30 protein-coding genes and 1 pseudogene are annotated in these 25324 nt (G+C 37.2%); 13 read left to right on the top strand and 18 right to left on the bottom strand.

The window, feature by feature from the left end:
- Nucleotides 1-173: 173 nt before the first annotated feature.
- A complete protein-coding gene (locus FJR06_RS11350) occupies nucleotides 174-1892 on the bottom strand; it encodes a diflavin flavoprotein (RefSeq protein ID WP_015080176.1) in 1719 nt (572 codons plus the stop codon).
- 415 nt (nucleotides 1893-2307) lie between these two features.
- Between FJR06_RS11350 and FJR06_RS24695 the strand changes: the two genes are divergently transcribed.
- Together FJR06_RS24695 and FJR06_RS11345 are read left to right on the top strand one after the other, a co-directional pair.
- Nucleotides 2308-2439 (top strand): hypothetical protein, encoded by a 132-nt coding sequence (locus FJR06_RS24695; RefSeq protein WP_015080175.1) that lies wholly within the window; start codon nucleotides 2308-2310, stop codon nucleotides 2437-2439.
- Nucleotides 2440-3020: 581 nt separating this feature from the next.
- Entirely contained in the window at nucleotides 3021-3737 is a 717-nt protein-coding gene (locus FJR06_RS11345) for a DapH/DapD/GlmU-related protein (RefSeq protein WP_168651450.1), read from the top strand.
- Between the two features lie 4 nt (nucleotides 3738-3741).
- Here the strand turns inward: FJR06_RS11345 and FJR06_RS11340 are convergent, their stop codons facing one another.
- On the bottom strand, nucleotides 3742-3906 hold the full coding sequence (locus FJR06_RS11340; RefSeq protein WP_158310524.1) for a hypothetical protein: 165 nt from the start codon (nucleotides 3904-3906) through the stop codon (nucleotides 3742-3744).
- Nucleotides 3907-3924: 18 nt separating this feature from the next.
- Between FJR06_RS11340 and FJR06_RS11335 the strand changes: the two genes are divergently transcribed.
- From FJR06_RS11335 to FJR06_RS11310, 6 genes are all read left to right on the top strand, one after another.
- Nucleotides 3925-4566 (top strand): microcompartments protein, encoded by a 642-nt coding sequence (locus tag FJR06_RS11335; RefSeq protein ID WP_015080173.1) that lies wholly within the window; start codon nucleotides 3925-3927, stop codon nucleotides 4564-4566.
- A gap of 11 nt (nucleotides 4567-4577) precedes the next feature.
- Nucleotides 4578-5387: a pentapeptide repeat-containing protein gene (locus FJR06_RS11330; protein ID WP_015080172.1), complete on the top strand. Its 810-nt coding sequence runs from the start codon at nucleotides 4578-4580 to the stop codon at nucleotides 5385-5387.
- A gap of 56 nt (nucleotides 5388-5443) precedes the next feature.
- A complete protein-coding gene (locus FJR06_RS11325) occupies nucleotides 5444-5686 on the top strand; it encodes a hypothetical protein (protein WP_015080171.1) in 243 nt (80 codons plus the stop codon).
- Entirely contained in the window at nucleotides 5683-6072 is a 390-nt protein-coding gene (locus FJR06_RS11320) for a type II toxin-antitoxin system VapC family toxin (RefSeq protein WP_015080170.1), read from the top strand. Before FJR06_RS11325 ends, FJR06_RS11320 begins: the two co-directional genes overlap by 4 nt.
- A gap of 804 nt (nucleotides 6073-6876) precedes the next feature.
- Entirely contained in the window at nucleotides 6877-7395 is a 519-nt protein-coding gene (locus FJR06_RS11315; protein WP_041457984.1) for a hypothetical protein, read from the top strand.
- Nucleotides 7396-7524: 129 nt separating this feature from the next.
- Nucleotides 7525-8148, top strand: coding sequence for a 4Fe-4S single cluster domain-containing protein (locus tag FJR06_RS11310; protein WP_168651449.1), 624 nt, complete (start codon nucleotides 7525-7527; stop codon nucleotides 8146-8148).
- A gap of 258 nt (nucleotides 8149-8406) precedes the next feature.
- On the opposite strand, the gene modB is transcribed toward FJR06_RS11310, so the two are convergent.
- From modB to def, 9 genes are all read right to left on the bottom strand, one after another.
- Complete coding sequence (modB, locus tag FJR06_RS11305; protein WP_168651448.1) at nucleotides 8407-10203, bottom strand: molybdate ABC transporter permease subunit; 1797 nt, start codon at nucleotides 10201-10203, stop codon at nucleotides 8407-8409.
- 171 nt (nucleotides 10204-10374) lie between these two features.
- Nucleotides 10375-11169 (bottom strand): molybdate ABC transporter substrate-binding protein, encoded by a 795-nt coding sequence (gene modA, locus FJR06_RS11300; RefSeq protein WP_168651457.1) that lies wholly within the window; start codon nucleotides 11167-11169, stop codon nucleotides 10375-10377.
- Nucleotides 11170-11503: 334 nt separating this feature from the next.
- Complete coding sequence (locus tag FJR06_RS11295; RefSeq protein WP_041457982.1) at nucleotides 11504-12337, bottom strand: M56 family metallopeptidase; 834 nt, start codon at nucleotides 12335-12337, stop codon at nucleotides 11504-11506.
- Between the two features lie 4 nt (nucleotides 12338-12341).
- Nucleotides 12342-12761: a BlaI/MecI/CopY family transcriptional regulator gene (locus tag FJR06_RS11290; protein WP_015080163.1), complete on the bottom strand. Its 420-nt coding sequence runs from the start codon at nucleotides 12759-12761 to the stop codon at nucleotides 12342-12344.
- A 235-nt stretch (nucleotides 12762-12996) separates the two neighbouring features.
- The gene (locus FJR06_RS11285; RefSeq protein ID WP_168651447.1) at nucleotides 12997-13803 is read right to left on the bottom strand and encodes a PD-(D/E)XK nuclease family protein; all 807 of its coding nucleotides are present in this window, start codon (nucleotides 13801-13803) and stop codon (nucleotides 12997-12999) included.
- Nucleotides 13804-13837: 34 nt separating this feature from the next.
- On the bottom strand, nucleotides 13838-14260 hold the full coding sequence (locus tag FJR06_RS11280; protein ID WP_015080161.1) for a PIN domain-containing protein: 423 nt from the start codon (nucleotides 14258-14260) through the stop codon (nucleotides 13838-13840).
- Nucleotides 14261-14277: 17 nt separating this feature from the next.
- Entirely contained in the window at nucleotides 14278-14493 is a 216-nt protein-coding gene (locus FJR06_RS11275; protein ID WP_015080160.1) for a hypothetical protein, read from the bottom strand.
- A 194-nt stretch (nucleotides 14494-14687) separates the two neighbouring features.
- A complete protein-coding gene (locus FJR06_RS11270) occupies nucleotides 14688-14891 on the bottom strand; it encodes a hypothetical protein (protein WP_015080159.1) in 204 nt (67 codons plus the stop codon).
- Nucleotides 14892-14903: 12 nt separating this feature from the next.
- A complete protein-coding gene (def, locus tag FJR06_RS11265) occupies nucleotides 14904-15467 on the bottom strand; it encodes a peptide deformylase (protein WP_015080158.1) in 564 nt (187 codons plus the stop codon).
- Nucleotides 15468-15569: 102 nt separating this feature from the next.
- Between def and FJR06_RS11260 the strand changes: the two genes are divergently transcribed.
- A complete protein-coding gene (locus FJR06_RS11260; protein ID WP_015080157.1) occupies nucleotides 15570-16232 on the top strand; it encodes a hypothetical protein in 663 nt (220 codons plus the stop codon).
- Between the two features lie 242 nt (nucleotides 16233-16474).
- Here the strand turns inward: FJR06_RS11260 and aat are convergent, their stop codons facing one another.
- On the bottom strand, nucleotides 16475-17050 hold the full coding sequence (aat, locus tag FJR06_RS11255) for a leucyl/phenylalanyl-tRNA--protein transferase (protein WP_015080155.1): 576 nt from the start codon (nucleotides 17048-17050) through the stop codon (nucleotides 16475-16477).
- A 58-nt stretch (nucleotides 17051-17108) separates the two neighbouring features.
- On the opposite strand from aat, the gene FJR06_RS11250 reads away from it, so the two are divergent.
- The gene (locus FJR06_RS11250) at nucleotides 17109-17438 is read left to right on the top strand and encodes a hypothetical protein (protein WP_015080154.1); all 330 of its coding nucleotides are present in this window, start codon (nucleotides 17109-17111) and stop codon (nucleotides 17436-17438) included.
- 4 nt (nucleotides 17439-17442) lie between these two features.
- Here the strand turns inward: FJR06_RS11250 and FJR06_RS11245 are convergent, their stop codons facing one another.
- The 4 genes from FJR06_RS11245 to gpmI all read right to left on the bottom strand — a co-directional run bounded on the left by FJR06_RS11245 (nucleotide 17443) and on the right by gpmI (nucleotide 20681).
- Nucleotides 17443-17610, bottom strand: coding sequence for a hypothetical protein (locus tag FJR06_RS11245; protein ID WP_168651446.1), 168 nt, complete (start codon nucleotides 17608-17610; stop codon nucleotides 17443-17445).
- A 39-nt stretch (nucleotides 17611-17649) separates the two neighbouring features.
- Nucleotides 17650-17952 carry a 30S ribosomal protein S14 gene (gene rpsN / locus FJR06_RS11240; protein WP_015080153.1) on the bottom strand — a complete coding sequence of 101 codons (303 nt, stop codon included), beginning with the start codon at nucleotides 17950-17952 and terminating at the stop codon, nucleotides 17650-17652.
- Nucleotides 17953-18067: 115 nt separating this feature from the next.
- Nucleotides 18068-18742, bottom strand: coding sequence for an endonuclease III (gene nth, locus FJR06_RS11235; RefSeq protein ID WP_174782917.1), 675 nt, complete (start codon nucleotides 18740-18742; stop codon nucleotides 18068-18070).
- A 340-nt stretch (nucleotides 18743-19082) separates the two neighbouring features.
- Complete coding sequence (gpmI, locus tag FJR06_RS11230) at nucleotides 19083-20681, bottom strand: 2,3-bisphosphoglycerate-independent phosphoglycerate mutase (RefSeq protein WP_015079246.1); 1599 nt, start codon at nucleotides 20679-20681, stop codon at nucleotides 19083-19085.
- Nucleotides 20682-20921: 240 nt separating this feature from the next.
- Between gpmI and FJR06_RS11225 the strand changes: the two genes are divergently transcribed.
- The 3 genes and pseudogenes from FJR06_RS11225 to FJR06_RS24340 all read left to right on the top strand — a co-directional run.
- Entirely contained in the window at nucleotides 20922-21317 is a 396-nt protein-coding gene (locus FJR06_RS11225; RefSeq protein ID WP_015079247.1) for a type II toxin-antitoxin system RelE/ParE family toxin, read from the top strand.
- Entirely contained in the window at nucleotides 21289-21606 is a 318-nt protein-coding gene (locus FJR06_RS11220; RefSeq protein WP_015079248.1) for a DNA-binding transcriptional regulator, read from the top strand. The genes FJR06_RS11225 and FJR06_RS11220 overlap by 29 nt, the downstream gene beginning before the upstream one ends.
- Nucleotides 21607-21737: 131 nt before the next feature.
- Nucleotides 21738-21869: pseudogene (locus FJR06_RS24340) on the top strand (Uma2 family endonuclease); the annotation flags it as partial.
- Between the two features lie 7 nt (nucleotides 21870-21876).
- Here FJR06_RS24340 and FJR06_RS11210 read toward each other — a convergent pair.
- Together FJR06_RS11210 and FJR06_RS11205 are read right to left on the bottom strand one after the other, a co-directional pair.
- Nucleotides 21877-24120, bottom strand: a complete 2244-nt coding sequence (locus FJR06_RS11210) for an FdhF/YdeP family oxidoreductase (RefSeq protein ID WP_015079249.1) — start codon at nucleotides 24118-24120, stop codon at nucleotides 21877-21879.
- Between the two features lie 239 nt (nucleotides 24121-24359).
- On the bottom strand, nucleotides 24360-25262 hold the full coding sequence (locus tag FJR06_RS11205) for a S1 RNA-binding domain-containing protein (RefSeq protein WP_015079250.1): 903 nt from the start codon (nucleotides 25260-25262) through the stop codon (nucleotides 24360-24362).
- Nucleotides 25263-25324 lie beyond the last annotated feature (62 nt).

Below are 25324 nucleotides of genomic sequence, written 5' to 3'. Positions count from 1 at the left end.
ACAGCGTTAGAAAATGAATCTGGAAGTGTCATAATAATTATGAAAGATGGGTAAATATGAGGAGTCAGGAGTCAGGAGTCAGGAGAAAGAAAAAAAAGAAGAAAGAAGAAAGAAGAAAGAAAATTATTCACTGACAACTAACAACTAACAACTGACAACTGACAACTGACTAATTAATAGTAATTTCCGACTTTGCGATGACGGACTGCGGTAATTCCATCTGGTTTGGAAACTTTTCCATCTGCAACTGTGCAGTATAAAATCCAGTGATCACTACATTCCATGCTATTAACAACTTCACATTCCATGTATGCGAGTGCGTCGGTAAGAATGGGTGAACCGTTTTTAGCAGTTTGGGTTTTTACTTCTGCAAATCTATCAGCACCGGGATTTAAACGTTTGAGAAAATGCTTTTTCAGGTCTTGATAATTGCCTTCTTCCAGAACGTTAAGAACAAAGCGATCGCCTACTTGCAATAAATTATCTAAAGCGCGATCTTTAGCTACAGCAATGGTAAAACCTAAAGGCTGTAAACTGGCTTGTGTCACCCAAGAAGCGATCATTGCGCCGCTAATATCGCCTTTTTTGGCAGTGACAATATATAAACCATTACTAATTCTTCCCAACGCTTTTTCCATGTTCACGTCGAGAGATTTGATTTGTTTAATATTGCGTTCCCGCACTAACAATTGTCCTAAACCATTTCCGGCTTCTGCAAATTGTTTATAGGTAGCATCAGTGGGGGTTTCCTTAATGCGAATAGCCGGGAAAGCTTCCTTAATACCTAAATCAATAAATTTGCGTCTGAGAGTATCAATGGGTTCATCATCACCACCATAGGACTCGAATAAACCCACAACTTGTTTGTTTTTAGCAACTGCTAATAATGAACTAATTGCAGATTGAGCTTTGATTGCACTGGTAGAAGGCATACCTACAATTAAACCAGAAGCTCTCCCGGCTAATTCTTGAATTTCTTGACTTTCTGCGGTGTTTAAATCCAATACTTCGACACCAACACCAGCTTTTTGTAAACCATCACCAATTGCGTGTGCTATGCGATCGCTATGTCCATAACCAGAGACATAAAACAAACCGACAGTAGTTTCTGTTTTCGCTTGTTTTTGACTCCAATTGTGATAACATTCTCTAAGAATATCAAGGTTATGATGTAGTAATGGTCCGTGTCCATTGGCAATAATTTTAATTTCACCAAGTTCACCCATTCTCTTCATTGCATTTAGCAAAGAACGAGCATTAGGACCCATTAAACAATCGTAATAAAAGCGAAAATCAGCTTCAATTGCTTCTAAATCTTCGTCGAAAGTGCGATCATCACAGTAGTGCATTCCGAAGGCATCACAAGTGTAGAGAACTTGGGTTTGGCGATCAAAGCTAAAAATAGTATCTGGCCAGTGTAAATTTGGCGCACTGACAAATTCCATTTCATGATCTTTGCCAATTTTTATGCGATCGCCACTTTTGACAATTCGCTTAGAAAAAGGCTCATGTACCAAACCTTCTAAAAATTGCAAAGCTACTTTAGAAGCTAAAACAGTGGCTCTGGGAGCTAACTGTAAAATATCTTCTACCAAACCACTATGATCAGGTTCAGTATGGCTAACAATTATATAATCAATAGTTTTAGGATTAACTAAACCCTTGAGAGTCTGTAAATAAAGATCACGAAACTTCTGGTGAGAAGTATCAATTAAAACGGTTTGTTCACCTCTAATCAAATATGAATTATAGGTTGTACCATTTTGTAAACCAAATTCAATATCAAAACGATCCCGATCCCAGTCAAGAGAACGAATCGCAGTGGTATTAGGGGCAATTTCTACAGTTTGTATAGTTAATCGGTTCTGAATGTTCTCTGAGATGGCTACCATTATTTCACAAGAGCAAATAAACAATCATTTCTTCTGCCCCCATTCTCGCTATTATGTTTTTTTAAAGCTGTAATGAAAAGTATATTTCGGAAAATTAAAGTCGTAAGCATAGATACAGTTTTTACTTTAATTTAGATTAAATTGGACTACGAAATCACAAACTACAGCAATAATCAATACCCTATTTTTCGTAAGTATTATTTATACTTATGTCCTATTGATAGAGTATCCTGGCTGTAACCATACTAATCATAAAACTAAGTTTACTTTTAAATCTTCATAATTTATGTTTAAACTTTATTATTACTTTATATTTATTTTGCAACTTTCTTTTAGGATAGTAGAAGGACATTATTTATGTCACTATCAAGGCGTTTTATAGGAAGAGTGCATAAGTAAATTTTATTGGCATACTATGATTACAACAGCGGCAGATTCTAAAAATTGGCTGCAAGTAAGCCGTTATAGTAATCGGGGAAGTATTTATTTGTTTGCTCCGATGATTAATTTTAATGTGATGGCGGAAGTTGGAGACACTCCCCCTTGATTTGAAGTGATTGTACTTACTGGGAAATTTAATGAATAATTCAACAATTACATCTAGATGGTAGTGAAGAAATTTAACGCCTACTTCAGCGTAGCATAAATAGATGTAATTGAATTGAAATAAATACTTTGATATTTGGTAATTGAATATCTGAATTATAATGGTTTGTCAAATTACTAACTTATATGCAGCAATAGTTAGAAATTTGATGTTGTCTTAAAGCATGAAAATTCAGTATTTATTATTATTTCTAAATATAAAAAGTATTGCCTTAATTTCCGAGTAGTACATATATAACGAATGCAGACAGTTGCAAACTGCTGTAATTCTAGAATTATGTCTAACAATTAAATAATACCTGTATTTAATAGCTTTTAGCCTTAAAAACTTGCGTTGGGTTTTTCAAATATTTGGAAAACTTCATATTAGCCATATTATTTTCTATTGATCTGTTTACTCAAAATGCAGACATAGAAATATATATGGTACACGGCAAGATTCAAATACGGGATGTCTTTATTTGAGCAGTTCATAATTCCACAAATCTCCAATATCACAATTTAGTTAGCAGTAATAAAGTCATGAATCACGGACAACATTTATCAAGATTGAAAAGATTTCAAGAACTTCTTTTAACTACTTTTCTTGGTGATATCCCCACAATTTTTGGGGGTGTAAAGTTACGCAATTTTCTATATCACGCTATTTTTTCGCGCATAGGTAGCTCAGTTTATCTTCAAGATGGCGTTGAATTTCTTGGTGCTGATGCTATTGAAATTGGGAATGGAACTTATATTTTCAAAGGAGTTCGTATAGATGGAAGAGGACATAAAAATAATAGAATTCAGCTAGAAAATGGAGTTGTGATTGAGCATAATGTGGTGATTGGGGCGTTAGATAATACTCGGATTCACATTGGTGAAGATACTTTTATTGGACCTAGTGCTTGTATTGCTGGCCCCGGAAATATTACAATTGGCAAGCATTGTTTAATTGCAGCCCATACTGGGATATATGCTAATAATCACAACTTTACAGATCCAACACAGCTAATCAAATACCAAGGCATTACTAGTCAAGGAATCGTGATTGAGGATGACTGTTGGCTAGGAGATGGAGTGAAAGTTTTGGATGGTGTCACTATCGGTAGAGGTAGTGTGATAGGTGCTGGTGCTGTTGTCACTAAAGATATTCCCCCATTTTCCGTAGCTGTGGGCGTACCAGCACGAGTAATTAAAAGCCGAGACGGTAAAAAACTTGTTAAATTTACAGACTCCTCTCTATTAACTTCAAGCTAGGTTTTTACAAGATTCGTCTGGGTAATTGGCTGTTTTTTATTCTAGCATTAGGCACTTGGGTAAAGCGGGTAGGCACACCAATTACCAAATCAGTCCACTTTAACGGTAAACTCATATATTGCAGATCCCCGACTTCTTCGAGAAGTCGGGGATCTAAATCTACCATCATAACTGGAGAATTAAGACCTTGGGTATAGAATTACGCAGCTTCGTATTTCTAGACAATCTACAACCTCAACACGCCGCATACATGGGAACAGTAGCCCAGGGTTTCTTACCATTACCGGGGGATACATCCCTATGGATTGAAATTTCCCCTGGTATCGAAATAAACAAGATTACGGACGTAGCCCTAAAATCTGCTTCTGTTCGTCCTGGAGTGCAAGTAGTAGAACGGCTATATGGACTATTAGAAGTGCATTCCGGCTCTCAAGGGGAAACGCGAGCCGCTGGAGATGCAATTTTGGCGTTTCTAGGTGTGAAAAAAGAGGAATGTCTCAAACCTCGTGTAGTTTCTAGTCAGATTATCCGTAATATTGACGCTTATCAAACCCAACTAATTAACCGTACCCGTCGGGGACAACTGCTATTAGCAGGACAAACCCTTTATGTATTAGAAGTTGAACCAGCGGCTTATGCTGCATTAGCAGCCAATGAAGCAGAAAAAGCCGCGCAAATTAATATTCTGGAAGTTCAAGCTGTAGGTAGTTTTGGCCGACTTTATTTAGGTGGCTCAGAACAGGATATTTTAGCAGGAGCAGCGGGCGCTTTAGCAGCAATTGAAAATTCACCAGGAAGAGAAAATCCTCAAGGTAAGCGGAACGAGTAAAGGAGTAAAAAATGGCAAATCAACAACATCTCAATTTATTACGATCAGGTGCAGTTACTTGGATAGAATGGAGAAACAAAAATCCCCACATTGAAATTGATCTTAGCTGTGCAAATCTACTAGGAGAAAACCTGCGGGGGGCAAATCTTCAAGGAGTAAATTTGAATAAAGTAAATTTAGCTCACGCTTTATTAGTGCGAACTAATTTTAGTCATGCTAATCTCAGTAATGCTATTTTTTACCAAGCTAAATTAATTGAAGCTAATTTAAGTAAAGCTAACTTGAGTATTGCTAATTTGAGTGGTGCAATCTTGATACAGGCTGATTTAAGTTTTGGAAACTTTATTGGTGCTGATTTAAGTGGTGCAAATCTAGAAAATGCTATGATTAATGATGCAAATTTAATTGGTACAGATTTGCAAAATGCTAATTTAAAAGGTGCTGATTTATCAGCGTCCCAACTTATTCGTAGTAATCTAGGTTTTGCAACTTTAATGGCAGCTAATTTAATTACTGCTAATTTGAGTGAAGCAAATTTATATGAAGCAGAATTAATGACTGCTCAACTTTATCAAGCTAACTTACATAAGGCTAATTTAACCAAAGCTCATTTAGGAAACGCATTTTTATCTAAAGCTAATTTGACGGAAGCCAATTTAACGGAAGCTGATTTAAGTTGGGCTAATTTGAAAGGTGCAAATTTAGCAGGAGCAAATTTAAAAGGTGCAACTATTAGGGGGGCAAATTTTCAGGGTGCAAATTTGAAAGGGACGATTTTAGAGAATAAGTTAGAATTATTAACACCAAAGAAATGCAATTAACGGTAACGAGGTAATATGTTAAAATAAAATCAACTGTAACACACCAAATTGATAATATGAATGCTCATAAAATCGAAACTGCTTTAACTGAAGATGGAACTTTGGTATTAAAAGGTTTGCCTTTCCATGCTGGTGATGTTGTGGAAGTGATTATTTTACAACCTCAAACCGCACAACATCAAATTAAATCTCTAGAAACACAAAATACCAATCTTTATCCTTTACAGAATACTCAGCCTTACCGCTATGATGATCCTACTGAACCTGTAGCTTTAGAAGATTGGGAGTTTTTACAATGATTATACTTGATACACATATTTGGGTTTGGTGGGTACAAAATGATGCAAGATTGACAGCACAACATAGACAATGGCTAGAAAATTATCAACAAGATGATTTAGGAATTAGTATTCTTTCTTGTTGGGAGATAGCAAAATTAGTGGAAAAAAAGCGCTTAATTTTACCATTAGCTATTAATGAATGGTTAGAATTAGCATTAACTTATCCAGGAGTGCAATTATTAAATTTAAATTTGCCCATAATAGTCGATTCAACTAAATTAAATGGTTTTCATAGTGATCCATTTGATCAAATGATTGTTGCTACTGCTAGGTATTATAATTGCAATTTATTAACCGCTGATGCCAAAATTCTTAATTATCCCCAAGTACAAACACTAAAATAAAAAAAAGCAGCGTCTTCAATAATTCATTCTTATACAGAGTGTGAGAACGAGCAAACGAGGAAAGATGATCATGAGCAAAATTCAAAATTACTCAAGTATTCCCGTTGTTGTGGTCACAAAAAAGATGGTTTTATCCCTGATGGTAAGTTATTAAATCCTCTGAATTTACCAACATTATGTTTATTTCAATTCAGTAGTTTAACTGGTGAAATTAAACCTGATGAAATCGCTTGTTTAAAAGCTGGTATTCCTATTGAAAATATTCATTTTACTATTGATCACCTTGGACTTAATGTTACAAGATTAAAAGATCAACGATTAGCTATAATTGACGAAATCAATGAAGAACTTGATGATGAAACAATTGATATAAATGATTTAGAAGAGAAAGTTGCAGCAGAATATTTTGGTAATGGTACAGGTAATTGGCCTCGGTTTTTTACAACTATTCGCTGGGTTTTAGGTGCAGGTGCGGAACGATATCTTAATAATATTTCTTATTCAGGTTAAGATTATGAACAATAAGATCCCCGACTTCTTAAAGAAGTCGGGGATCTGACTGACTTGAGCAACACTTGATTAAACAAAATAAAATCTGCCCTTTCATCTATCTAGAGAAATAGATTTTAGTTTGTAATTAATCTAAAATTAACCTATTTATAAAAAGGCTCTTTTTTTTTGAACAAAGCTGCAATTTTTGGAAAAAGTCTGGTAGATTATCGGTATTGAGTTTTGCATTCTCACTCTGATCTAAGAGAATTTTATCAACTCAATTCCCTGTTATTAATTTAGTTGGTGCATATTATGGATATCTTATTTGTTCACGGTGAAGAAAGTAAAAACATCATCGGATGTTATGGAAATATTGAAGGAATTGCGGCTGTGGTTGTCACAGTATTTCCAGACAATAGCAAGTATGAAATTATTGATTCTGTGTTCCGTCGTCGTCTGGGATTGAAGCCAACTGCTGATGATTTGCTAGAATTGGCTAACACCCATAAAGTTAAATATATTATCAGCAATAAACTCATGGAAAATGTTTACCATGGGGGAACATTAGAAAAAAATTATGAGTTTCCTGTCGAGATTCAATGGGAAACCAATGAAATTAATATTGAGAAATTGCTATTTTTAACTGAATGTTATCTCAATGAAGGGAGGTTAAATTTAGCTGCTGATGTCGAAAACGTCATAGAAAAAGAATTACGGTCTTTCGATCTGCAAAAATGCCGGGATTCTGGTCAAGCCAGCCACAGACTATTTGCATTCTTTCATGCTATCTCTGCTGCGCGTTCATCCACTCCCTCCTGGGCAAAATCTTAAGATAACTTAAAGGTTGATTACACAAAATCATCAATCTTTAAAAAAGCTTATAATTTCTTTCTCCACACTTTTTCAGAGTCTCGCTATATTAGCAAGTAATAGGAAAAGTTGAAAAGGAGTTGACAAAAGATGGAAACCAAGCCCATGAACCCATCTCTAGGACTCGCGGACATTCCCCCCGGTTATCTTAACATTATGGGTTATGTTGACCAATCAGAAGTTAATGGCCCTGGTTGTCGGGCTGTGGTCTGGGTACAAGGCTGTAACCGTGAGTGTTCTGGTTGCTTTAATCCCGACTCCTGGGCATTTGAGATTAATGATTTAGTGGCTATTGATACCCTAGCTGAAAGTATTCTCAAAAATCCCCATAATACGGGTGTAACTTTTTCCGGTGGTGAACCATTTTGGCAAGCACCTGCATTAACAATTCTAGCGAAAAAGTTAAAAGCAGCGGGTTTAAATGTCATGTCTTTTACTGGTTTCACTCTTCAACAATTACAATCTAATTCTGCCCCTCCAGGTGCAAAAGAATTGTTAGCAGAATTAGATATTTTAATTGATGGTCCTTTTGTCAAATCTCTAGCAGTTAATTCTCCTGATTCTCCCGTTTCTTCTAGTAATCAAAATGTAAATATCTTTAACCCAGAATTTGCAGATAAAATTACTTGGGCTAGTGATCAAATTGAAGTTCACATTCTCAAAGATGGAAATCGTATTGTCACAGGTTATCAAGGTTTATTGGAATTAAGTTAAGAGTAGGGGTAAAGCAAGAGCTTCATTGGTGGCTTATCTATTGGCTTTCACACCCGCCAGGGAATAAATTCCCTGTCTAATAGCTCAAGTCCGTTAAAACGGACTAATAAATTTTCCTAGTATTCAGTCATCTTTAGATGACTTGCGCTATTAGACTGGGAATATGGCTTACGCCACGCTGCGCTATCATTCCCAGTTGGGTTATGGGTTTTACGTTAAGTTGACACCAATGAGCATTGCTAAACCCCTACATATTATTTACTCCATTAACAGTAACCTCAAAGGATCTAAATGTACATACCAAGGAAAAGGTTGATCTTGAATATTTACCCATTTTTCTTTATAAATTTCTCCTTGTAAATGATAATCATGGGGATGATTTCCCACAGAATTAAGTTTAAGGAATACTGTCATTCTATGAGGTGTTTCACTGGTACGAACTAAATAACAGGGAAATGTATTTACTTGTTGAGGATCTTTAGTGAAAATCAAATGGTGAGCGCGAATACCAACATGAGATAATTTTGCAGGAATTTTTTCTCTAACTTCCAGAGTACAACCCCAATCAATTGCTTCTATCTGTTGAGGTGATAAAATATTAGCACGAGAAAAGTTTTTACAACCAGTAATTTGAGCAACATTTACACTAGCAGGATGTTGAAATATCTCATATTTAGAACCATAATGAGCGGCTTTTCCTTGTTCTAATACTAACAAATTGGGACATAGGCGATAAGCCTCTTCCATATTATGAGTCACAAACAAAGTTACTCCAGAATAATCATCCAGAATTTCTGCAACTTGTTGTTCTAATTGACTGCGTAAATGTGTATCCAGGGCAGAAAATGGTTCATCTAAAAGTAATGCTTCTGGTTTGCTGGCTAAAGCCCTAGCTAATGCTACCCGTTGTTGTTGTCCCCCGGAAAGTTGGTGCGGATAGCGATCGCCAAATCCTTGTAATTGCATGGCTATTAATTGCTTTTCTACCTCTTCTTTAGCATTTAGATATTTCGGTAAACCAAAAGTGATATTTTGCGCCACAGTCAGATGTGGAAATAAGGCATAGTTTTGGAATAAAAAACCAATCTGTCGTTGATGAATAGGAATATTAATGTTCTTTTCTGAGTCAAATAATACTCTACCATTTAAAATTATTCGTCCTTTATTCGGTGTTTCTATCCCCGCTAGACAACGCAAAATCATACTTTTTCCTGCCCCGGAACTTCCCAATAATCCTAATGGTTGATTGTCAGTATTAAAGGCAACTTGTAGATAAAAGTTGTCTAGTCTTTTTTGAATATCTAAAACTAAACTAGATGTATAGGAATCAATTAATAAAGAATCAGATTTACTTGCTAATTTTATTTGCTTTATTGGTACTTTTGTGAGTTTGCGTTTAGCTGGAAATTCTTGCCATAAATTAGCTATAATAATTCCTGAAAGAGAAACAATCATAATTACAATTGACCAAAACCAAGCTTCATTCATTGCCCCCGCTTCCACAGCAAAATATATTGCCATTGGCATTGTTTGAGTTTGTCCAGGGATATTACCTGCTAACATCAAAGTTGCCCCAAATTCACCCAAAGCCCGCGCAAATGCTAAGGTAGTGGCAGCTAAAATCCCAGGAAATGCTAGGGGTAAACTAATCCGCCAAAAAATTGTGAATTCTTTCGCACCCAACGTTCTCGCTACTCGCAGCAGATTGGCATCAATTTGGCTAAAAGCTCCCAGTGCAGTTTTATACATCAATGGGAAGGAAACTATTGTAGCAGCGATCGCTGCACCATACCAAGTAAACACAATTGTGGTATCAAACGGTTCTAGCAGTTTACCAACCGGACCATTTTTACCGAAAAATAGCAGCAGTAAAAATCCCACCACAGTAGGTGGTAGAATCAACGGTGCAACAAATATCCCCTCAATTAAAGATTTGGCTTTACCGCGATATCCCAACATCCAATAAGCAGCAGATATACCCAAAAAGAAAGTAATAAACGTTGCTAGTAAAGCAGTTTTGAGAGATATCCAAAGCGGTGACAAATCCTGTGGCATAGTTTTTAAGGTTTGACTAAGTAGGTTAGCATTGAAAATCGTCCTTATGGCACTAGGCTTGAGGCAATACTTCGACTTCGCTCAGTAACCAGAGGCAAGAGTGAAGAGGGTTTGGGCGATTTTACTTTTCATTGCTTGTCAGAAGTCGGGAATCTGAAATTTCACCTATGATTAAGGCAAAATAAACCCATATTTCTTAAATACAGTTTTAGCTTGATTGCTAGATAAAAATTGAGAGAATTCTTTAGCAACATCAACATTTTTGCTACGTTTAACAACTGCTAATGGATAAATAATGGGAGAGTGGTATTTTTCATCTGCTGTAACTACAACTTTGACCTTATCAGAGATTTTGGCATCAGTTATATAAACTAAACCTGCATCAGCATTGCCACTTTCTACAGATGCTAAAACTTGACGCACGTTATTAGCAAAAACCAGTTTTGATTTAATTTCTGACCAAATTTTCAACTTTTCTAATACTTGTTGTGCGTATTGTCCTGCCGGTACACTTCTCGGTTCACCAATAGCGATTTTTTTAACTTTCGCATCTTTAAGACTGTAGAAACTGGTGATACCAACAGCATTTTTAGGTACTACCAAAACTAACCGATTTTTAGCAATTATATTCCGAGTTCCTGGAACTAAAAGTCCTTTTTGTTCTAAAGCATCTACTTGTTTTTTAGCCGCAGATATAAAAATATCCGCCGGCGCACCTTGTTCGATTTGTTGCTGTAATGCACCGGAACTACCAAAGTTATAGCTAATATTGACGTTTGGTTTACTTTGTTGGTAAAGAGGTTTAATTTCTTCCAGTGCCTCTTTTAAACTAGCAGCGGCGGATATGAGTAAGTTGTTATTAGATTGTGCTGATACAGGAGAAGAAGTCAGGATTGGTAAGCCCATAACCAGTAGTAAAGTAGCTAATGCTGTCGCTATTAAAACTAGTAGCTTTCTTCTTTTGATTGGCAAACTGGACTGAGAGAAATTTTTATTCATGGAATTGACACTCAGTATACTTTTACCAAGATTATCATAATATTTACCAGTTATATTGGTAAATATTTCCTAAAAAAATCAATTTGTGAAGATCATTAATCTCATATATTGTGTCCTAAGCTACTTTTTCCAATAGAGCCAGAGGATACTTACCAATTTGACTAAACACTAGGAAAATTTATGAGTCCGTTTTAACGGACTTGAGCTATGAGACAGGGAATTTATTCCCTGGTGGGTCTTAAATTGACACCAATGAGCAGTGCTAAACCCCTTGTATCGTCATCAGGAGAGAGGAAATCATTTAAGTATGAAATACTACTGTAATCAAGGGTAGAAACGCCAATAAAAAAATATGCCAAGATTGTAATTGCGTTTCTGATACTGGTTCAGATGGTGTTAATAAAGCCTCTATTCTTTGTTCCAAGCGATCGCCTGCACCCAAAGCAGCACAACAAATATCTGATGTAATTAGATTATTCCTCACGACTAACAGCAAGGATTCTGCTAATACTAAAGGATCTACTTGAGATGCAGCATAACTATCAGCCCGTAATTCTCGTAAAATTAACAATTCTTGCCATAAAGACTCTGTATTCGGCAACCAGGCGGTACAAGAACGCACCCAGCCCAGCCAAAAGAACCAAAACGTATCCCTATATTGATAATGCCCTTGTTCGTGGGCTAAAACACTTTCCAGATGGGCTGGAGAGAGAATTTGTAGTAGTCCTTGACTAACAACTAATTCAGGTTGCCAAAAACCCATTTGTCCAGCAAATAAAGCTTCTGTTTGTAGAAGTCGGGCTGATTTACCATCTAGAGTAATTTGGGGACATTCACGGGCAGATTTAATGGCTTTCCAGCCCTGAAAAGCGAGGTTGATACCTACGGTATTCAAAAATCCTAGAAAAATTAATGCGAGGAGATAGCTAAAAGAGTCGGTATACATTCCGCCCATTTTTCCCTGCGTACCCATACAGACTATAGAAGTGACTGTCATGAATATGAGTAAGGGGGGAAAAAGGAATAAAAACAAGGTTTTTTGCCATCTTAAATGCCAATTTCTTGGCTGGATACTGCCAGAGGATCGTAACCAGCAAGCAATGGTTACAGCAGTGATAATCATGAGTAGGTGCATAATTCTATTTTTCTCCTCTGGCTTCCCGTGCGGCTTGGATGCGTTTAGCGATCGCTTCGATTTGGTCACTAGCAGCTTGATCTAAACTATCAGCAAATGCCGCAATTACATCAGGATTTCCTACTGCTAAAAATCGCTGTAATTGATCATGGGCTTTAATAATATCTGCTTGTTGCTTAGTGAGCAATGGCCGCCAATAAAAGGCTTTGCTGTGCTTATCACAAGCTAACCAACCTTTTTCCGTGAGACGACGCAAAACGGTGGTAACAGAAGTATAAGCCAATTCGCGGTTAGGATCAGCCAGAATCCGATCATGTACATCTTTGACTGTTACTGAACTCAATTCCCAAATAATACTGAGGATTTCTGCTTCTAGGGGACCTAGGGACATTTGTTTGGGACGATAATCGGGTAATGGAGCCATGTTGATAATTTTGGATATTATTTCTATTTTGACATTTTTTATCTCTCTTTTCAAACACCCTCTAAGCGCAGACAGATTAAAATTCGTTATAAGAAAAATAGTCGGTTTTAACCGACTTTAGCTATCAGACAGGGAATTTATTCCCTGGATTGCTACAAGAGTTTCATAATTCAAGTTTGTACCTCATTAGAGCGAAATCTGCTGTATCATCAAAGTTCTGCATATTTTTAAAAGTTCAAAGTGATACTTCTGCAATATTTTCCAAACTAGGAAACTGTTGATTAATATCTATATTCACTTGTTTGATTTTTTGACGTTGACACCTCACTGCATATTGGCAAGATTCACAGATTTTCTGATATTCCTTAATTTGCGGTAAGGATATATTATATTCATAATCTTTTATCCATTTTGTAAGATTGTTTAATAGTTGATGTAATTCCTCTGCTGTTTTTTGATGTTCTTTTTCATTATATAAAAATTTGATTTTTTTAGTTTGCCCTTTTGATTGCACAAACCAGTAAGTCATGGAAATATTTTCTAATAAATAGTTGCTAGTTTCTGCCATGACATACATATACAGTCTTGTTTGCCAATTTTGAGCTAATGTTTCTGATTTTGGTGGTTGGGGATAGGTTTTCCAGTCGAGAATTTGGGCTTGATTTTGATCAGCAATTAATAAATCATAAATAACTGTGAGGAGGTAATTTCCAATTTGCAAGGTTCGATAATGTTCACTTTCTCGAAAAGTTTGATTATCAATATTAGTTATAAATATTTCTGGAGCAATTTTCCTAAAATCAGTCATCCAATTTTGCAATTGAGGATCTGCTTGTAGTAAGTTATTAATAGGTAAACCCATTTCTCGCTGCTGCATAAGTAAGTGAAACCGACTCCCTAAAATTTGATATTCTTCATGTTTAGGATCTAAAGGAGTATTCAGTTGTTCTAAATAGCTATGCTGGAATTTGCGCGGACAAGCTGCGAGTAAGTTGAGATGTCCTTGGGAAAGTCGGAGTATTTGGGTAGAAGTTGGTAGCATAATTTTATTTGGCAGAATTTAAATTATCCCAAAATCAGTATCTCCAATTATCTAATTGTAAAGGATAACCTAATAATTGAATCTTTTGATAGTGTTTAGTATTTCCTGTTACTAAAATTAAATTATTTTCTATAGCAATTGCAGCAATTAATACATCTGCTAATCCTATAGTTTGTCCAGTTTTTTCTAAATCGGCATAAATTAATCCAGATAATTCAGCACCTTTTTGTTCTAAAGATAAGATTTCCATTTGTGGTAAATCTATTAAAAATTCCTGAATCCGATCATTGCGGTTTAATTTTCTCCATCCTTTGATAACTTCTGAGACTGTAATTACAGATATTGTATAATTTTTAAAAATAGTTTTATAAGCAATAGCTTTAGCTATAACTTGGGGATTTTTACCTTTCCGAATTTCCGATAAAATATCTGTATCAATTAAAGTTTTATTTTTCACTGTTAATTTAGCATTTTTCAGGTTCGATGTTTTAACATATCTTCAATCAGTTGATCAACTAATTCTGCATCATCTGACCATTTGCCAATAAATGAATCGTTGAGAATCTCTGGTTGAGTCAATTGCTCAATCATGGCTTTAATTAAGTCTGAGATTTGACAATGATTAGTCTGAGTTAATTGTTGTATTTTGTCATAAGTTTCTTGATCTAGTTCTATTTCTATTTTTTTCATAATTAGTTATTATTGAAGTATAGAGAGCATTTATTATAGCGTAGTTGAGTAGTTTTTTGCCGATTTTTAACCTAATCAAGCAATTTGCTGTAACTTTTCTTGATAGTGTTCCATTACTTAGTAAAAAATAAAAGGTAAAAGGGTGAAGTGTGCATTCCTCGTTCATCCTCTTACCTTTTTCATATACCTGATGCTTATTTCATATTAGCTCGTGCATCCTTCACTGCGGCAATAAAAAAGAATACGGTGAGAGGAATGCTCAAAGCTAGGATAATGGCAGTGGTTTGGAAACCAAAATTTGGTTCTCCATAACTCAATTCAAACACCGAACCAACAGCCGCAATCGCTGTAAAACAAGCACCACCTAAAAATAAACCGCTTTTTGGAGTTAAATACACTACTAGACCACCCTATGCTACTGGTTTCACTGCTTGATACGAGAAGCCATTCTTCGATAACTCCTCGGTTAAAGTCAAGGAATTTTCTACACGATCTACAAATACCACGCCATTAAGGTGATCAAGTTCGTGGAGAATACAGCGACCCAGTAAATCATCGGCTTTTAAAGTTTGGGGGCGGCCATACTCGTCTTTATAGGCGATTGTTACCACTTCTGGACGTTTTACATCTAGATAGACGTTGGGAATACTTAAACACCCTTCCTGAGCCACAGAGAGCTTACTGCTAACCTGTTTAATCGTCGGGTTAATTAATACTAATGGCGGATGATCTGGGTTATCTGGTTCGCAGTCAATGACGATCAGCTGTTTATTGATACCAACTTGAGGTGCAGCCAAACCAATGCCATCTGAGCTATACATAGTTTGCAGCATTTCGCGCACTATTTGGCGGAGTTCGTCATCTATTTTGGTAACACGCTTTGCAGGTTGTCGCAACACGCGATCGCCTAAGTAGTGCATTTGCAAAGGTGGATTTTTTAACTTTTTCTTCTCGACAGCAATATCAGAGGGCATGGTTCTTGATGGCTTTATAGTGAATAATCTTACCAATCTAATTCTATCGTTAGTAGTCTAGTTCTTAGTTGATATAGTCCAATGACGGTGCATTAAATCATTATGTTCAAAGAAGAAGCTAGGTGGTTGGCAAATATTATCTATTCTCTCGACCCAAACACTGTATTCCCTATACTCAATATTGGTAGTTCAAACCAAAAATTTAGAGAACATGAACAACCTTGGATTGATGAACTATTATTCAAACCTGCTAGAACAAAGGGCTACTCAGTAATTCATGCGGACATGAAAAACGATACAGGTGTTGATCTAGTGGGGGATTTATGCGACCTTGATTTTTTACAGAAACTTTCAGAAATGAATATTCAATCTGTATTGTGTTCTAACTTATTGGAACACGTAACGAATAGAGAAGAAATATGTCAAATAATTAGCTCTATTATCCCTAAATCTGGCTATATTTTCGTTACAGTTCCTTATAAATATCCCTACCACCGCGATCCTATAGATACCATGTTTCGACCTGATATCCAGGAATTGAGTAGCCTATTTCCCGATTTCAAAATTGTCAATGGAGAAATTCTCGCAGGAGGTTATTTAGTGCAATCAACTACCATTACACCTGTATTATATACACTCGCAATGGTCATTCGACTTATGTTACCCATTTACCAACCTCTGAGGTGGTTCGATTCTCTAAAATACGCATTATGGTTGTTCAAAGATATTTCTGTTAGCTGTGTTGTGTTGGAAAAAGTTAATTAGGAAACAGGCAAGAGTTTTATTTCTCTCACTCAACAATTTCTTAACCGCTTACTAATTAATCAACCCGATTTTATCCAATTTCTCTGTCACGGTTGACAACTCACTACTTCCCAAACCCTGCCTTTACCAATTACCAATGACCAATTACCAATTACCAATCACCAATCACCAATCACCAATCACCAATCACCAATTACCAATTACCAATCACCAATGACCAATTACCAATTACCAATTACCAATCAAATTAATTTACAAGGACTTGGTAATGCTTGTTTTAGTAAAATTTCATATTCTTCACTACTAACATGATAAGCACCAAATCTGGCTAAATGAGGATTCATCATTTGCGCGTCAAATAGTAGAAATTTTCTTTCTCGTAATCTTTCTACCAATTTCACCATTGCCACTTTAGAACCTTCAGAAATATTGAAAAACATGGATTCACCAATAAAAATACCACCAATGACAATCCCTAAAATTCCCCCAGCTAATTCATCACCTTGCCAAGTTTCAAAACTATAAGCGTAACCAGTTTGGTAAAGTAACCAATAAATCTTTTCTAATTCTGGAGAAATCCAAGTTGTATCGCGGTTAGCACAGCCAGCAACCACACCCAAAAAGTCCCGGTTAACGGCTACTGTGAATCGTTCCTGATTAAGAACACGCTGTAATGATTTAGGATAGCGAAAGCGTTCATCTAAAGGAATTAGAGTCCGTTCGTTACTTCCATACCATCCCAGGTTATTACTCTCATCAGACATGAGAAAATAACCTTGAGCATAACCCCGAATAATAGCAGCAACATCGTATTCCATTGTCTTCTTCTGAGATTACCCACAGCAAACAAATTCTATATAAAATATACAAACAAAAATGACTCAAGCAATTCCACCCATTACCTTACCACCTTCGGAAAATCCCCAAGAAGAAGGAGAATGGTTACAACAAAACTTGTTGCATTGGCTTGATCAAGAGTTTATTCCTGAAGCAATAAATCAAAATATAGCCCAGCGGGCATCACAGATTTTTGTGAGACAACGCATGGAAGGAGAAAATGATTTAGGTTCTCTGGTAATTGCTATTGTCACAGAGATGCAATCATTTGATTTTTCTAAAAGCTTTTTTGGGGAGTTTGCGATCGCCAACGCCGTTAGCGATCTACTCTTAGATAGTCTGGGAATTGATCATTGTTGTGGTCAATAATATCTTATTTATTGGTAATTGGTGATTGGTAATTGGTGATTGGTGATTGGTGATTGGTCATTGGTGATTGGTGATTGGTCATTGGTGATTGGTGATTGGTGATTGGTGATTGGTCATTGGTCATTGGTCGTTGGTTCACAGCCAATAGCCACTGACAACTGACAACTAGCAACTAACAACTGACCACTGACAACTAACCACTGACAACTAACTACCAGCTAGACTTAACAACACCGGGTAACAAACCTTCATGGGCCCATTCCCGGAGGACGTTCCGAGATAGTCCGAAATCACGGTAAAAGCCTCTAGGACGACCAGTTAACCAGCAACGGTTGTGCTTACGAGTAGGCGCACTGTTGCGGGGTAATTGTTGAATTTTGCGGTGAACTTCTAGCTTTAGCAACGGAGATGCTGCTGTTCTGAACTCTTCTAGTAGTGCTTCCCGCTTGTCAGCATACTTAGCTACCATTTTGGCGCGTTTCTTCTCGCGCTCAATCATACTCTTTTTCGCCATGAATTCCCTAATGTAATGAAAGACAGCATTCTCTATTCTACACCCTTACTCACAATTATAGGGACATGAGAATATAAATTTCTGTTAATTAACCCCAACCCAATACTCCCCAATATTACTCTCTGCGACTCTGCGACTCTGCGAGAGACAAATTCATATCACACAAATCAGCCAATTCACAAAGATTACAACCAGGAGAACGGGCTTTACACACAGCCCGACCATGATAAATTAATCTAATTGACCAATTCTCCCAATGTGGTTGGGGTAATAACTTCATTAAATCTTTTTCAATTCCTACAGGTTCGGTATTTTTCGTCAACCCCAAACGCTGACTTAACCGCTTAACGTGAGTATCTACTGTCACCCCAGCATTGATACCATAAGCATGGGCTAAAACTACATTTGCAGTTTTCCGTGCTACTCCTGGCAGCTTTAATAACTCTTCCATTTTGTTGGGAACAACAGCATTGAAATCACTGACAATCATTCGACAAGCACCTTGAATATTCTTGGCTTTATTGCGATAAAAACCCGTCGAACGTACCAATTCTTCTAACTCTGTTAAATCTGCATTTGCTAAACTTTCCGCATCAGGAAATCGCCCAAATAATCCTGGTGTAACTTTATTCACTCTTTCATCTGTACATTGAGCGGAAAGAATAGTTGCTACTAATAATTGTACAGGAGTTGCATAATCTAAAGAGCAAGTTGCATCAGGATAAAGATACTGAATACGGGCAAGAATTTCTAAAGCCCGTTGTTTTTTAGTTAATGATTTACGAGTCACGTCAGAGATTTTAAATTTAAGATTATTATTTGGTGTAGGGGTTTAACACTGCTCATTGGTGTCAACTTAGGTTACAGATACTTCGACCCTTCGACAGGCTCAGGGCATCGCAAGCTCAGTACAAGTGGCTTATTTGTTTGGCTTCCACACCCGTCAGGGAATAAATTCCCTGTCTCATAGCTCAAGTCCGTTAAAACGGACTAATAAATTTTCCTAGTATTTAGTCATCTTTTAGATGACTTTCGCTATTAGCAAGAAACTTGAGTTCCTTGCGGGATCAAGATTTTGCGTTAAGTTGACATCAATGAAGCTCTTGCTTTACCCCTACCATTTTACGATTTTACAAACCTATTTGTACAGGAGTACGAGTTAGTTGTAAATCATATTCTGCGGCTTTAAGTAATGATCGCCCTGTCATTTCTTGTGGTTGGGATATCTGTAAAATATCCAGAATAGTTGGGGCAATATCGGCTAATTTGCCGTCATTTCTTAATTCCACATTTGTTCCATATCCGGGTATTTTGGCTTTTTCACCTTCTACCAAAATTAACGGAACTGGGTTAGTAGTATGCGCTGTCCACGGATGACCGCCTTCATCTAGCATATACTCAGCATTGCCATGATCAGCAGTAATAATTGCTGTACCACCTGCTTTACCAATAGCATCAATCAGACGACCTAAACATTTATCTACTGCTTCAATCGCTGTCACAGTAGCTGGGATTTGCCCCGTATGCCCTACCATATCTGGGTTAGCATAGTTCATCACGACTAGGGAGTAAATGCCCTTTCTCATGGCAGCGATCGCCACATCTGTTACAGCTTGTGCTGACATCGCCGGGGCTTGATCATAAGTCGCCACCATAGGACTACTGACTAATTCCCGGTCTTCTCCCTCACAGGGTTCTTCTAGTCCCCCGTTAAAGAAGTAGGTAACGTGGGCATATTTTTCAGTTTCCGCAGTTCTAAACTGTTTTAAACCACGATTAGCGATAACTTCACCGAGAATATTACTCAGATTTTGCGGCGCAAAAGCCACAGAAACAGGTAATTCTGGATCATACTGGGTAAAAGTTACAAAGGAAAGCGGCTGAATTGGCTGTCTTGCAAAACCGTTAAAAGTGTTGCTGACAAAGGCTTGAGTTAGTTCTCTAGCCCGGTCAGGGCGGAAATTGAAAAATATAACCCCATCACCAGATTCTACCGCGCCTGGTTGCAGACGGACGGGAAGAACAAACTCGTCAGTCACACCTTCAGCGTAAGCTGCTTGCAATGTCTCTACAGCCGTGAGTCCATTGCCCGCACTATCTGTTGTTATCACATCGTAGGCACGTTGGACTCGATCCCAACGGTTATCACGATCCATTGCATAATAGCGACCACTGATAGTAGTGATTTCACCGATGCCAACCTGATCTATATAGTCTTCCAACTGCTGAATGACGTTGATAGCATCTGTCGGTTTAGTGTCACGACCATCAGTAATGGCGTGGATACAAACTTGTGAAAGTTGCTGTTCCTTCGCTAAGTCAAGTAGTCCAAATAGATGGGTAATATGGGAATGCACCCCGCCATCAGAACAAAGCCCCACTAGATGTAACTTGCCATTAGCAGCACGGACTTCCTGGCAAATTTTGACAAGGGCTGGGTTTGCGGCTAAAGAACCGTCTTCTACAGCATCTGAGATCCGTACCAGTTCTTGGGGTACGACTCGACCAGCCCCAATGTTCAAATGACCAACTTCCGAGTTGCCCATTTGTCCTTCTGGCAACCCTACGGCTTTTCCTGATGTGCGAATGAGGGTGTGGGGATAGACTGCCCATAAACTGTCCATAATCGGAGTTTTGGCAGCGGTAATTGCGTTTCCTCGCGTTTCCTCACAGTAGCCCCATCCATCTAGAATGACTAGCACCACAGGAGCAACAGGTGCTTTGGTCATAGTAAAATTGCCCTTTACTTTTTGTAATACTCGAATGATACCATTGCTAACCAACTCTGAAGGTTAAATTCTACTGATTAATTTCTAATATTCTGCTGGTTATCATGTTGCATCCAATCAAAACAGCTTTTGTCGCTATGAGTAAAGATTGTGTAAAATCAGCATATCTGTTTGGATAGGTAGTTTTGATTATTGACTATTATAGTACCAAGTGCTATACTTTAGTTAAAGGAAACTAATATGGCAATCTACAAAACCCGATGGTTTAACCGTTGGGCAAAAGATCAGAAGTTAAATGATTCTAGTCTCTGTAATGCTGTTGCAGAAATGGCAGCAGGTCTTTACGACGCGGACCTAGGAGGTGGACTATTTAAAAAACGCATTGCCCGTTCTGGAAAGGGCAAGAGGGCTGGTTTCCGTACATTGGTTGCTACTAACAAGGGAGATAGTTGGTTTTTTGTGTTTGGGTTTCCAAAAAACGAGCGTAGCAATATTGATCAGGATGAAAAAGAAGCCTTGAAAAAACTGTCATCAGAACTGCTGTCTTTAACAGCAGAGGCTCTTGAAACAGCAAAATTGAAAGATGAATTAATAGAGGTAATCTGTAATGAGGAAGAAAAAGTCAGCAATTCTTGAGGCTGTTCACGAAACTGCTATAGGACTATACAAGGCTGGTGTAATGAGTCAAGTTACGTTACGCGAATTTGATAGCTTGTGTTTACCGCCAATTGAACCGCTAGAACCTCAACAAATTAAGCAACTTCGTGAATCATTTAATGTCAGCCAATCTGTGTTTGCTGCTATTTTAAACATCAGTTCATCAACTGTTCAAAAATGGGAAATTGGGCAAAAACGACCTACAGGCGCGGCTCTTAAATTATTGCATTTAGTCCGGGAAAAAGGTTTGGAAAGTTTAATTTATTAATCTAACCTGATTGCTAAATAAGTAAGAAATTGCAGTTTCTAATTGCCAGAATAATCTTTATTTAATCAGCAAAAAAATAATAATGGTACAATCAGCCCTAAAACTAATCACAGTTAATGAATTTATTGCTCCTATTAGCTGTTCCTGAATATTGGATTGTAGATTATTTAGATATTGGTGGTAGAGAATATATCGGCAAAACCAAGCGGACAACAATTACAATTTGTACATTAGTTGAAGACAAGTATCAAAATGGAGCTTTTAACATTATTATTTTAACACAAAAACCGGAACTCTTTTATAAGCAGGTGTCCCACTTTTTGGATCAATTTCTGCTTTAAATAAAACATTAGTTTCAGGATAAAACATGAAAGCTACACCTTCACGAATTGCACCACAAATAATTTCAATATTCTCTAATTCTCCCGCATTTCCTTTAACTGTAACTCGTTGATGTTCCTGAAATCCTGCTTTTTTAATATCCAACCTATTCATTAAAATACAATGACGATGGGGCATATTGCGATATTTATCTTCACTGCGATAAACTACTGTATTATGTTGTCCATAACTCCGTCCTGTTCCTAATATTAGGACAATTCCTGATTGATTCTTCTCAACACCAAAAGCTGATTTATGCGGTAAGGATAATTGGGGTAAGGGTGTGACAAACATCTGCGCTTTACCATCAGAAGTGGGAAATTTTGGTTCTTCAAAAATTCGCCCTGTAATAGTAAATTCTTCCTGAGTTTGATCAATTTCACCTATTTTGTCATAACCAGGAATAGTTTTAGCAATTAATTCTCTGACATAAACTGTATCTTGTAATTTACGCCAATTAATCGGATTTTCATCATGTAACCGATGAGCAATTTCTGTAATTAATTCAACTTCGGAAATCAAATCGGAATTATCTGGTTGTAAATGACTTTTACCTGCATCATTTAATCTGACAAAATTATTACCTGATTCCGTTGTCGTCCTATGGGGATTTTCAAACCGATTGAAAACAGGTAATATTAAAGTTTGCTGTTTTGCTAATCCGTGAAAATGTCCTAAATTCGGTTTTGTCGCTACATAAAAAATGGTTTCAATTTGCGATAAAGCCTGTTTTGCTTGCTGTAAATCGGGGTTAGCTGCATACAAATTTCCCCCTAAACAAAAGAGAGTATTGATCTTTCCTAATTCTGCTGCTGCTATTAAATCACGGGTATGATAACCAGGAGTTTCACTGACGGGTTTTCCTAATAGTTTTGATAATGCTTGTTTGATTTCTTCGCGCAAATTGACGGTGACACCCATTGAACCAAATCCTTGCACGTTGGAATGTCCCCGAATGGGCATTGTTCCTGCGCCAATTTTACCAGCGTTACCTGTAATTAAGGCTGTATTTGCGATACTAAAAACATTATCTACACCGTTGGCTTGTTGGGTGATTCCCATAGCCCAAGCAAATACTACACTTTCTGATTTACCAATTAGATAAGCTGTGGCTGTAATTTCTTCTTGAGATAAACCGCAGGTATTAGTGATATTATCCCAAGATATATTTTCTGCATAATCTATAATTTGTTGCCAGTTTTTAGTGGAAGACGCGAGATATTCTCTTTTAATTAAATTCTGTTCAATTAGAGATTTTTGCAACCCCACAAATAACGCCACATCACTACCAGGAATCGGTTGTAAATATAAAGAAGATATATCTGAACCACCTGTGAGTAAAGATTTGACGGGAAACGCAGGAGAGGCAAATTTAACTAAACCGATTTCAATTTGGGGGTTAATAATAATTACTTTACCGCCTCTTGCCCGCAATTGGATTAATTCGTTCATTAATCGCGGATGATTTGCCGGTGCGTTAGAACCAATTAAAACTAGACAATCACTATGTTGTAAGCCTTCTAAACTTACCATTGATGTCCCTGAACCGAAAACTTTTTTTAAGCCGATGGTTGAGGGAGCGTGACATAAATCAGAACAATCTGCTAAATTATTACTACCAAGCGATCTCATTAATAACTGTAATAAATAAGCAGCTTCATTGGCAGAACGTCCAGAACTATAACTAGCAATCTTTTCTGGTAGTTGTTGAAAAGCTATTGTGGCAATTTCGTAAACTTCTTCCCAACTAATGCGTTGATAATGGGATGAACCTGATTTGAGAATGAGAGGATAACTAAGTCTCCCTAAATCATCACATTCTTGAGAAGTCAGTTGTTGTAATTCACTAATATTATATTTTTGAAAAAAATCTTGTTTAATTCCTGGTTGCAATTCTGCTGCAATTGCTTCCACACTTTTAGCACAACGTTGTAAATATTCTCCCGCTTCATTTACAAAGCCTCCCTTTTGTCCACCCGTACCCCAAGCACAGGATAAACAAGCACTTTTATGATTGAGAGTTTGCCATAATTGTAAACCTTGGGGTGACAGAGTTTTTTCTATCCAGTATTGGATGACAGGTAAACCACCACCTGCATTGCAATTAGATTTATTTTCAGGTAAATTATCCATAAATAGAAGTTTTATATCTTATTTCTTTACGGACTGATTTTTTAATATTTAGCTTATACCAATTTTACATCAGGCTGCACAGAAACATGAAATCCATTAATTAATTTATCCCTCTTCATCTGCGTTTATCTGCGTTTATCTGCGTTCAATTGGATCATCTTTTTTGTGGAGTTCTCTAATATTATTATAGCGGGCAAGATGCCCGCACTACCAATCACCAATCACCAATTACCAATCACCTATTCAGCCGTTTTATTAGCCGCACGATTAGCACGAGATTCGGCTGAAGCCATGACTTCTGCAAAGTTTTCCACAACTTCACCAGGGTGGTTTTCCAAGACTCTGGTAGAAATCGCCACTCGACCTTTACCTTCGTCTAAATCAATAATTACAGCTTTGATTGGTTGACCAATTTGAAAGACTTTGTCTAAAGATTCAATGAATTTTTGGCTAACTTGTTTGATGTGTAGTAAGGCGCTGACACCATTAAAATCTACAAATACACCAAAAGGTTTGATGCCGGTGATTTTTCCTTCGATTAATTGACCGATTTCTAATAAACTGAAGTTGCTAGAACGAGCAGCTAAACGTTGAGAAAGAACGAGTTTATTGGTTTCCCGATTAATTTCTAAAAAACCCACAGTGAGACTTTGACCTTTGAGTGCATCTAGGTTATCACGTTCGGACAGGTGCGATCGCGGAATAAAACCTCGTAAACCAAAAAGATCAACAGTGACACCACCTTTATTAACACCTGTTACCCGCACTTGAACAGTTTGGGAATTCTCTTGTATTTCTGCTAGTTTTTCCCAAATCTGCCGCATTTCCAATTGCTTACGGGAAATGGTAACTTGACCTTCAGCATCCTGATCCCGAATAATTAAAAACTCTAGTTCCTCATCCATCGGTAATATTTCCGACAAATCAGTTACTGCTCTCAAAGAAGCCTCCTCTTGGGGAAGAAACGCCGACGATTTACCACCAATGTCAACATAAGCACCGTCGTGGTCAACTTGGAATATCTTGCCACGAACAACTTGTCCTTTTTGAAATTGGTAATCGTGTTTTTCCAGTGCTTTGGCAAAATCGTCCATTGAAAAAGACGAATTGGCTGTTTGAGAAAGTTTAGATTCGGAATTCATGACGGTTGAAGATAAATTATTATTTGTTATTTGTCAGTGGTCAGTGGTCAGTAGGGGCGAAG

It is taken from the genome of Dolichospermum sp. UHCC 0352 (assembly GCF_009711925.1).
Classification (GTDB): Bacteria; Cyanobacteriota; Cyanobacteriia; order Cyanobacteriales; family Nostocaceae; genus Dolichospermum; species Dolichospermum lemmermannii.
This window is presented reverse-complemented; position numbering and strand designations above follow the sequence as displayed.

Excerpts from the sequence above, each read along its gene's own strand:
- FJR06_RS24695 (WP_015080175.1), top strand. The coding sequence starts at position 2,308 with ATGATTACAACAGCGGCAGATTCTAAAAATTGGCTGCAAGTAAGCCGT.
- FJR06_RS11210 (WP_015079249.1), bottom strand. The coding sequence starts at position 24,120 with ATGGATAATTTACCTGAAAATAAATCTAATTGCAATGCAGGTGGTGGT.
- FJR06_RS11310 (WP_168651449.1), top strand. The coding sequence starts at position 7,525 with ATGGAAACCAAGCCCATGAACCCATCTCTAGGACTCGCGGACATTCCC.
- modB (WP_168651448.1), bottom strand. The coding sequence starts at position 10,203 with ATGCCACAGGATTTGTCACCGCTTTGGATATCTCTCAAAACTGCTTTA.
- FJR06_RS11205 (WP_015079250.1), bottom strand. The coding sequence starts at position 25,262 with ATGAATTCCGAATCTAAACTTTCTCAAACAGCCAATTCGTCTTTTTCA.
- gpmI (WP_015079246.1), bottom strand. The coding sequence starts at position 20,681 with ATGACCAAAGCACCTGTTGCTCCTGTGGTGCTAGTCATTCTAGATGGA.
- FJR06_RS11220 (WP_015079248.1), top strand. The coding sequence starts at position 21,289 with ATGAGGAAGAAAAAGTCAGCAATTCTTGAGGCTGTTCACGAAACTGCT.
- FJR06_RS11290 (WP_015080163.1), bottom strand. The coding sequence starts at position 12,761 with ATGGCTCCATTACCCGATTATCGTCCCAAACAAATGTCCCTAGGTCCC.
- def (WP_015080158.1), bottom strand. The coding sequence starts at position 15,467 with ATGCCCTCTGATATTGCTGTCGAGAAGAAAAAGTTAAAAAATCCACCT.
- aat (WP_015080155.1), bottom strand. The coding sequence starts at position 17,050 with ATGGAATACGATGTTGCTGCTATTATTCGGGGTTATGCTCAAGGTTAT.
- FJR06_RS11250 (WP_015080154.1), top strand. The coding sequence starts at position 17,109 with ATGACTCAAGCAATTCCACCCATTACCTTACCACCTTCGGAAAATCCC.
- FJR06_RS11330 (WP_015080172.1), top strand. The coding sequence starts at position 4,578 with ATGGCAAATCAACAACATCTCAATTTATTACGATCAGGTGCAGTTACT.
- rpsN (WP_015080153.1), bottom strand. The coding sequence starts at position 17,952 with ATGGCGAAAAAGAGTATGATTGAGCGCGAGAAGAAACGCGCCAAAATG.
- FJR06_RS11285 (WP_168651447.1), bottom strand. The coding sequence starts at position 13,803 with ATGCTACCAACTTCTACCCAAATACTCCGACTTTCCCAAGGACATCTC.
- FJR06_RS11315 (WP_041457984.1), top strand. The coding sequence starts at position 6,877 with ATGGATATCTTATTTGTTCACGGTGAAGAAAGTAAAAACATCATCGGA.
- FJR06_RS11350 (WP_015080176.1), bottom strand. The coding sequence starts at position 1,892 with ATGGTAGCCATCTCAGAGAACATTCAGAACCGATTAACTATACAAACT.
- FJR06_RS11340 (WP_158310524.1), bottom strand. The coding sequence starts at position 3,906 with ATGATGGTAGATTTAGATCCCCGACTTCTCGAAGAAGTCGGGGATCTG.
- FJR06_RS11225 (WP_015079247.1), top strand. The coding sequence starts at position 20,922 with ATGGCAATCTACAAAACCCGATGGTTTAACCGTTGGGCAAAAGATCAG.
- FJR06_RS11295 (WP_041457982.1), bottom strand. The coding sequence starts at position 12,337 with ATGCACCTACTCATGATTATCACTGCTGTAACCATTGCTTGCTGGTTA.
- FJR06_RS11320 (WP_015080170.1), top strand. The coding sequence starts at position 5,683 with ATGATTATACTTGATACACATATTTGGGTTTGGTGGGTACAAAATGAT.
- FJR06_RS11275 (WP_015080160.1), bottom strand. The coding sequence starts at position 14,493 with ATGAAAAAAATAGAAATAGAACTAGATCAAGAAACTTATGACAAAATA.
- FJR06_RS11345 (WP_168651450.1), top strand. The coding sequence starts at position 3,021 with ATGAATCACGGACAACATTTATCAAGATTGAAAAGATTTCAAGAACTT.
- FJR06_RS11325 (WP_015080171.1), top strand. The coding sequence starts at position 5,444 with ATGAATGCTCATAAAATCGAAACTGCTTTAACTGAAGATGGAACTTTG.
- FJR06_RS11260 (WP_015080157.1), top strand. The coding sequence starts at position 15,570 with ATGTTCAAAGAAGAAGCTAGGTGGTTGGCAAATATTATCTATTCTCTC.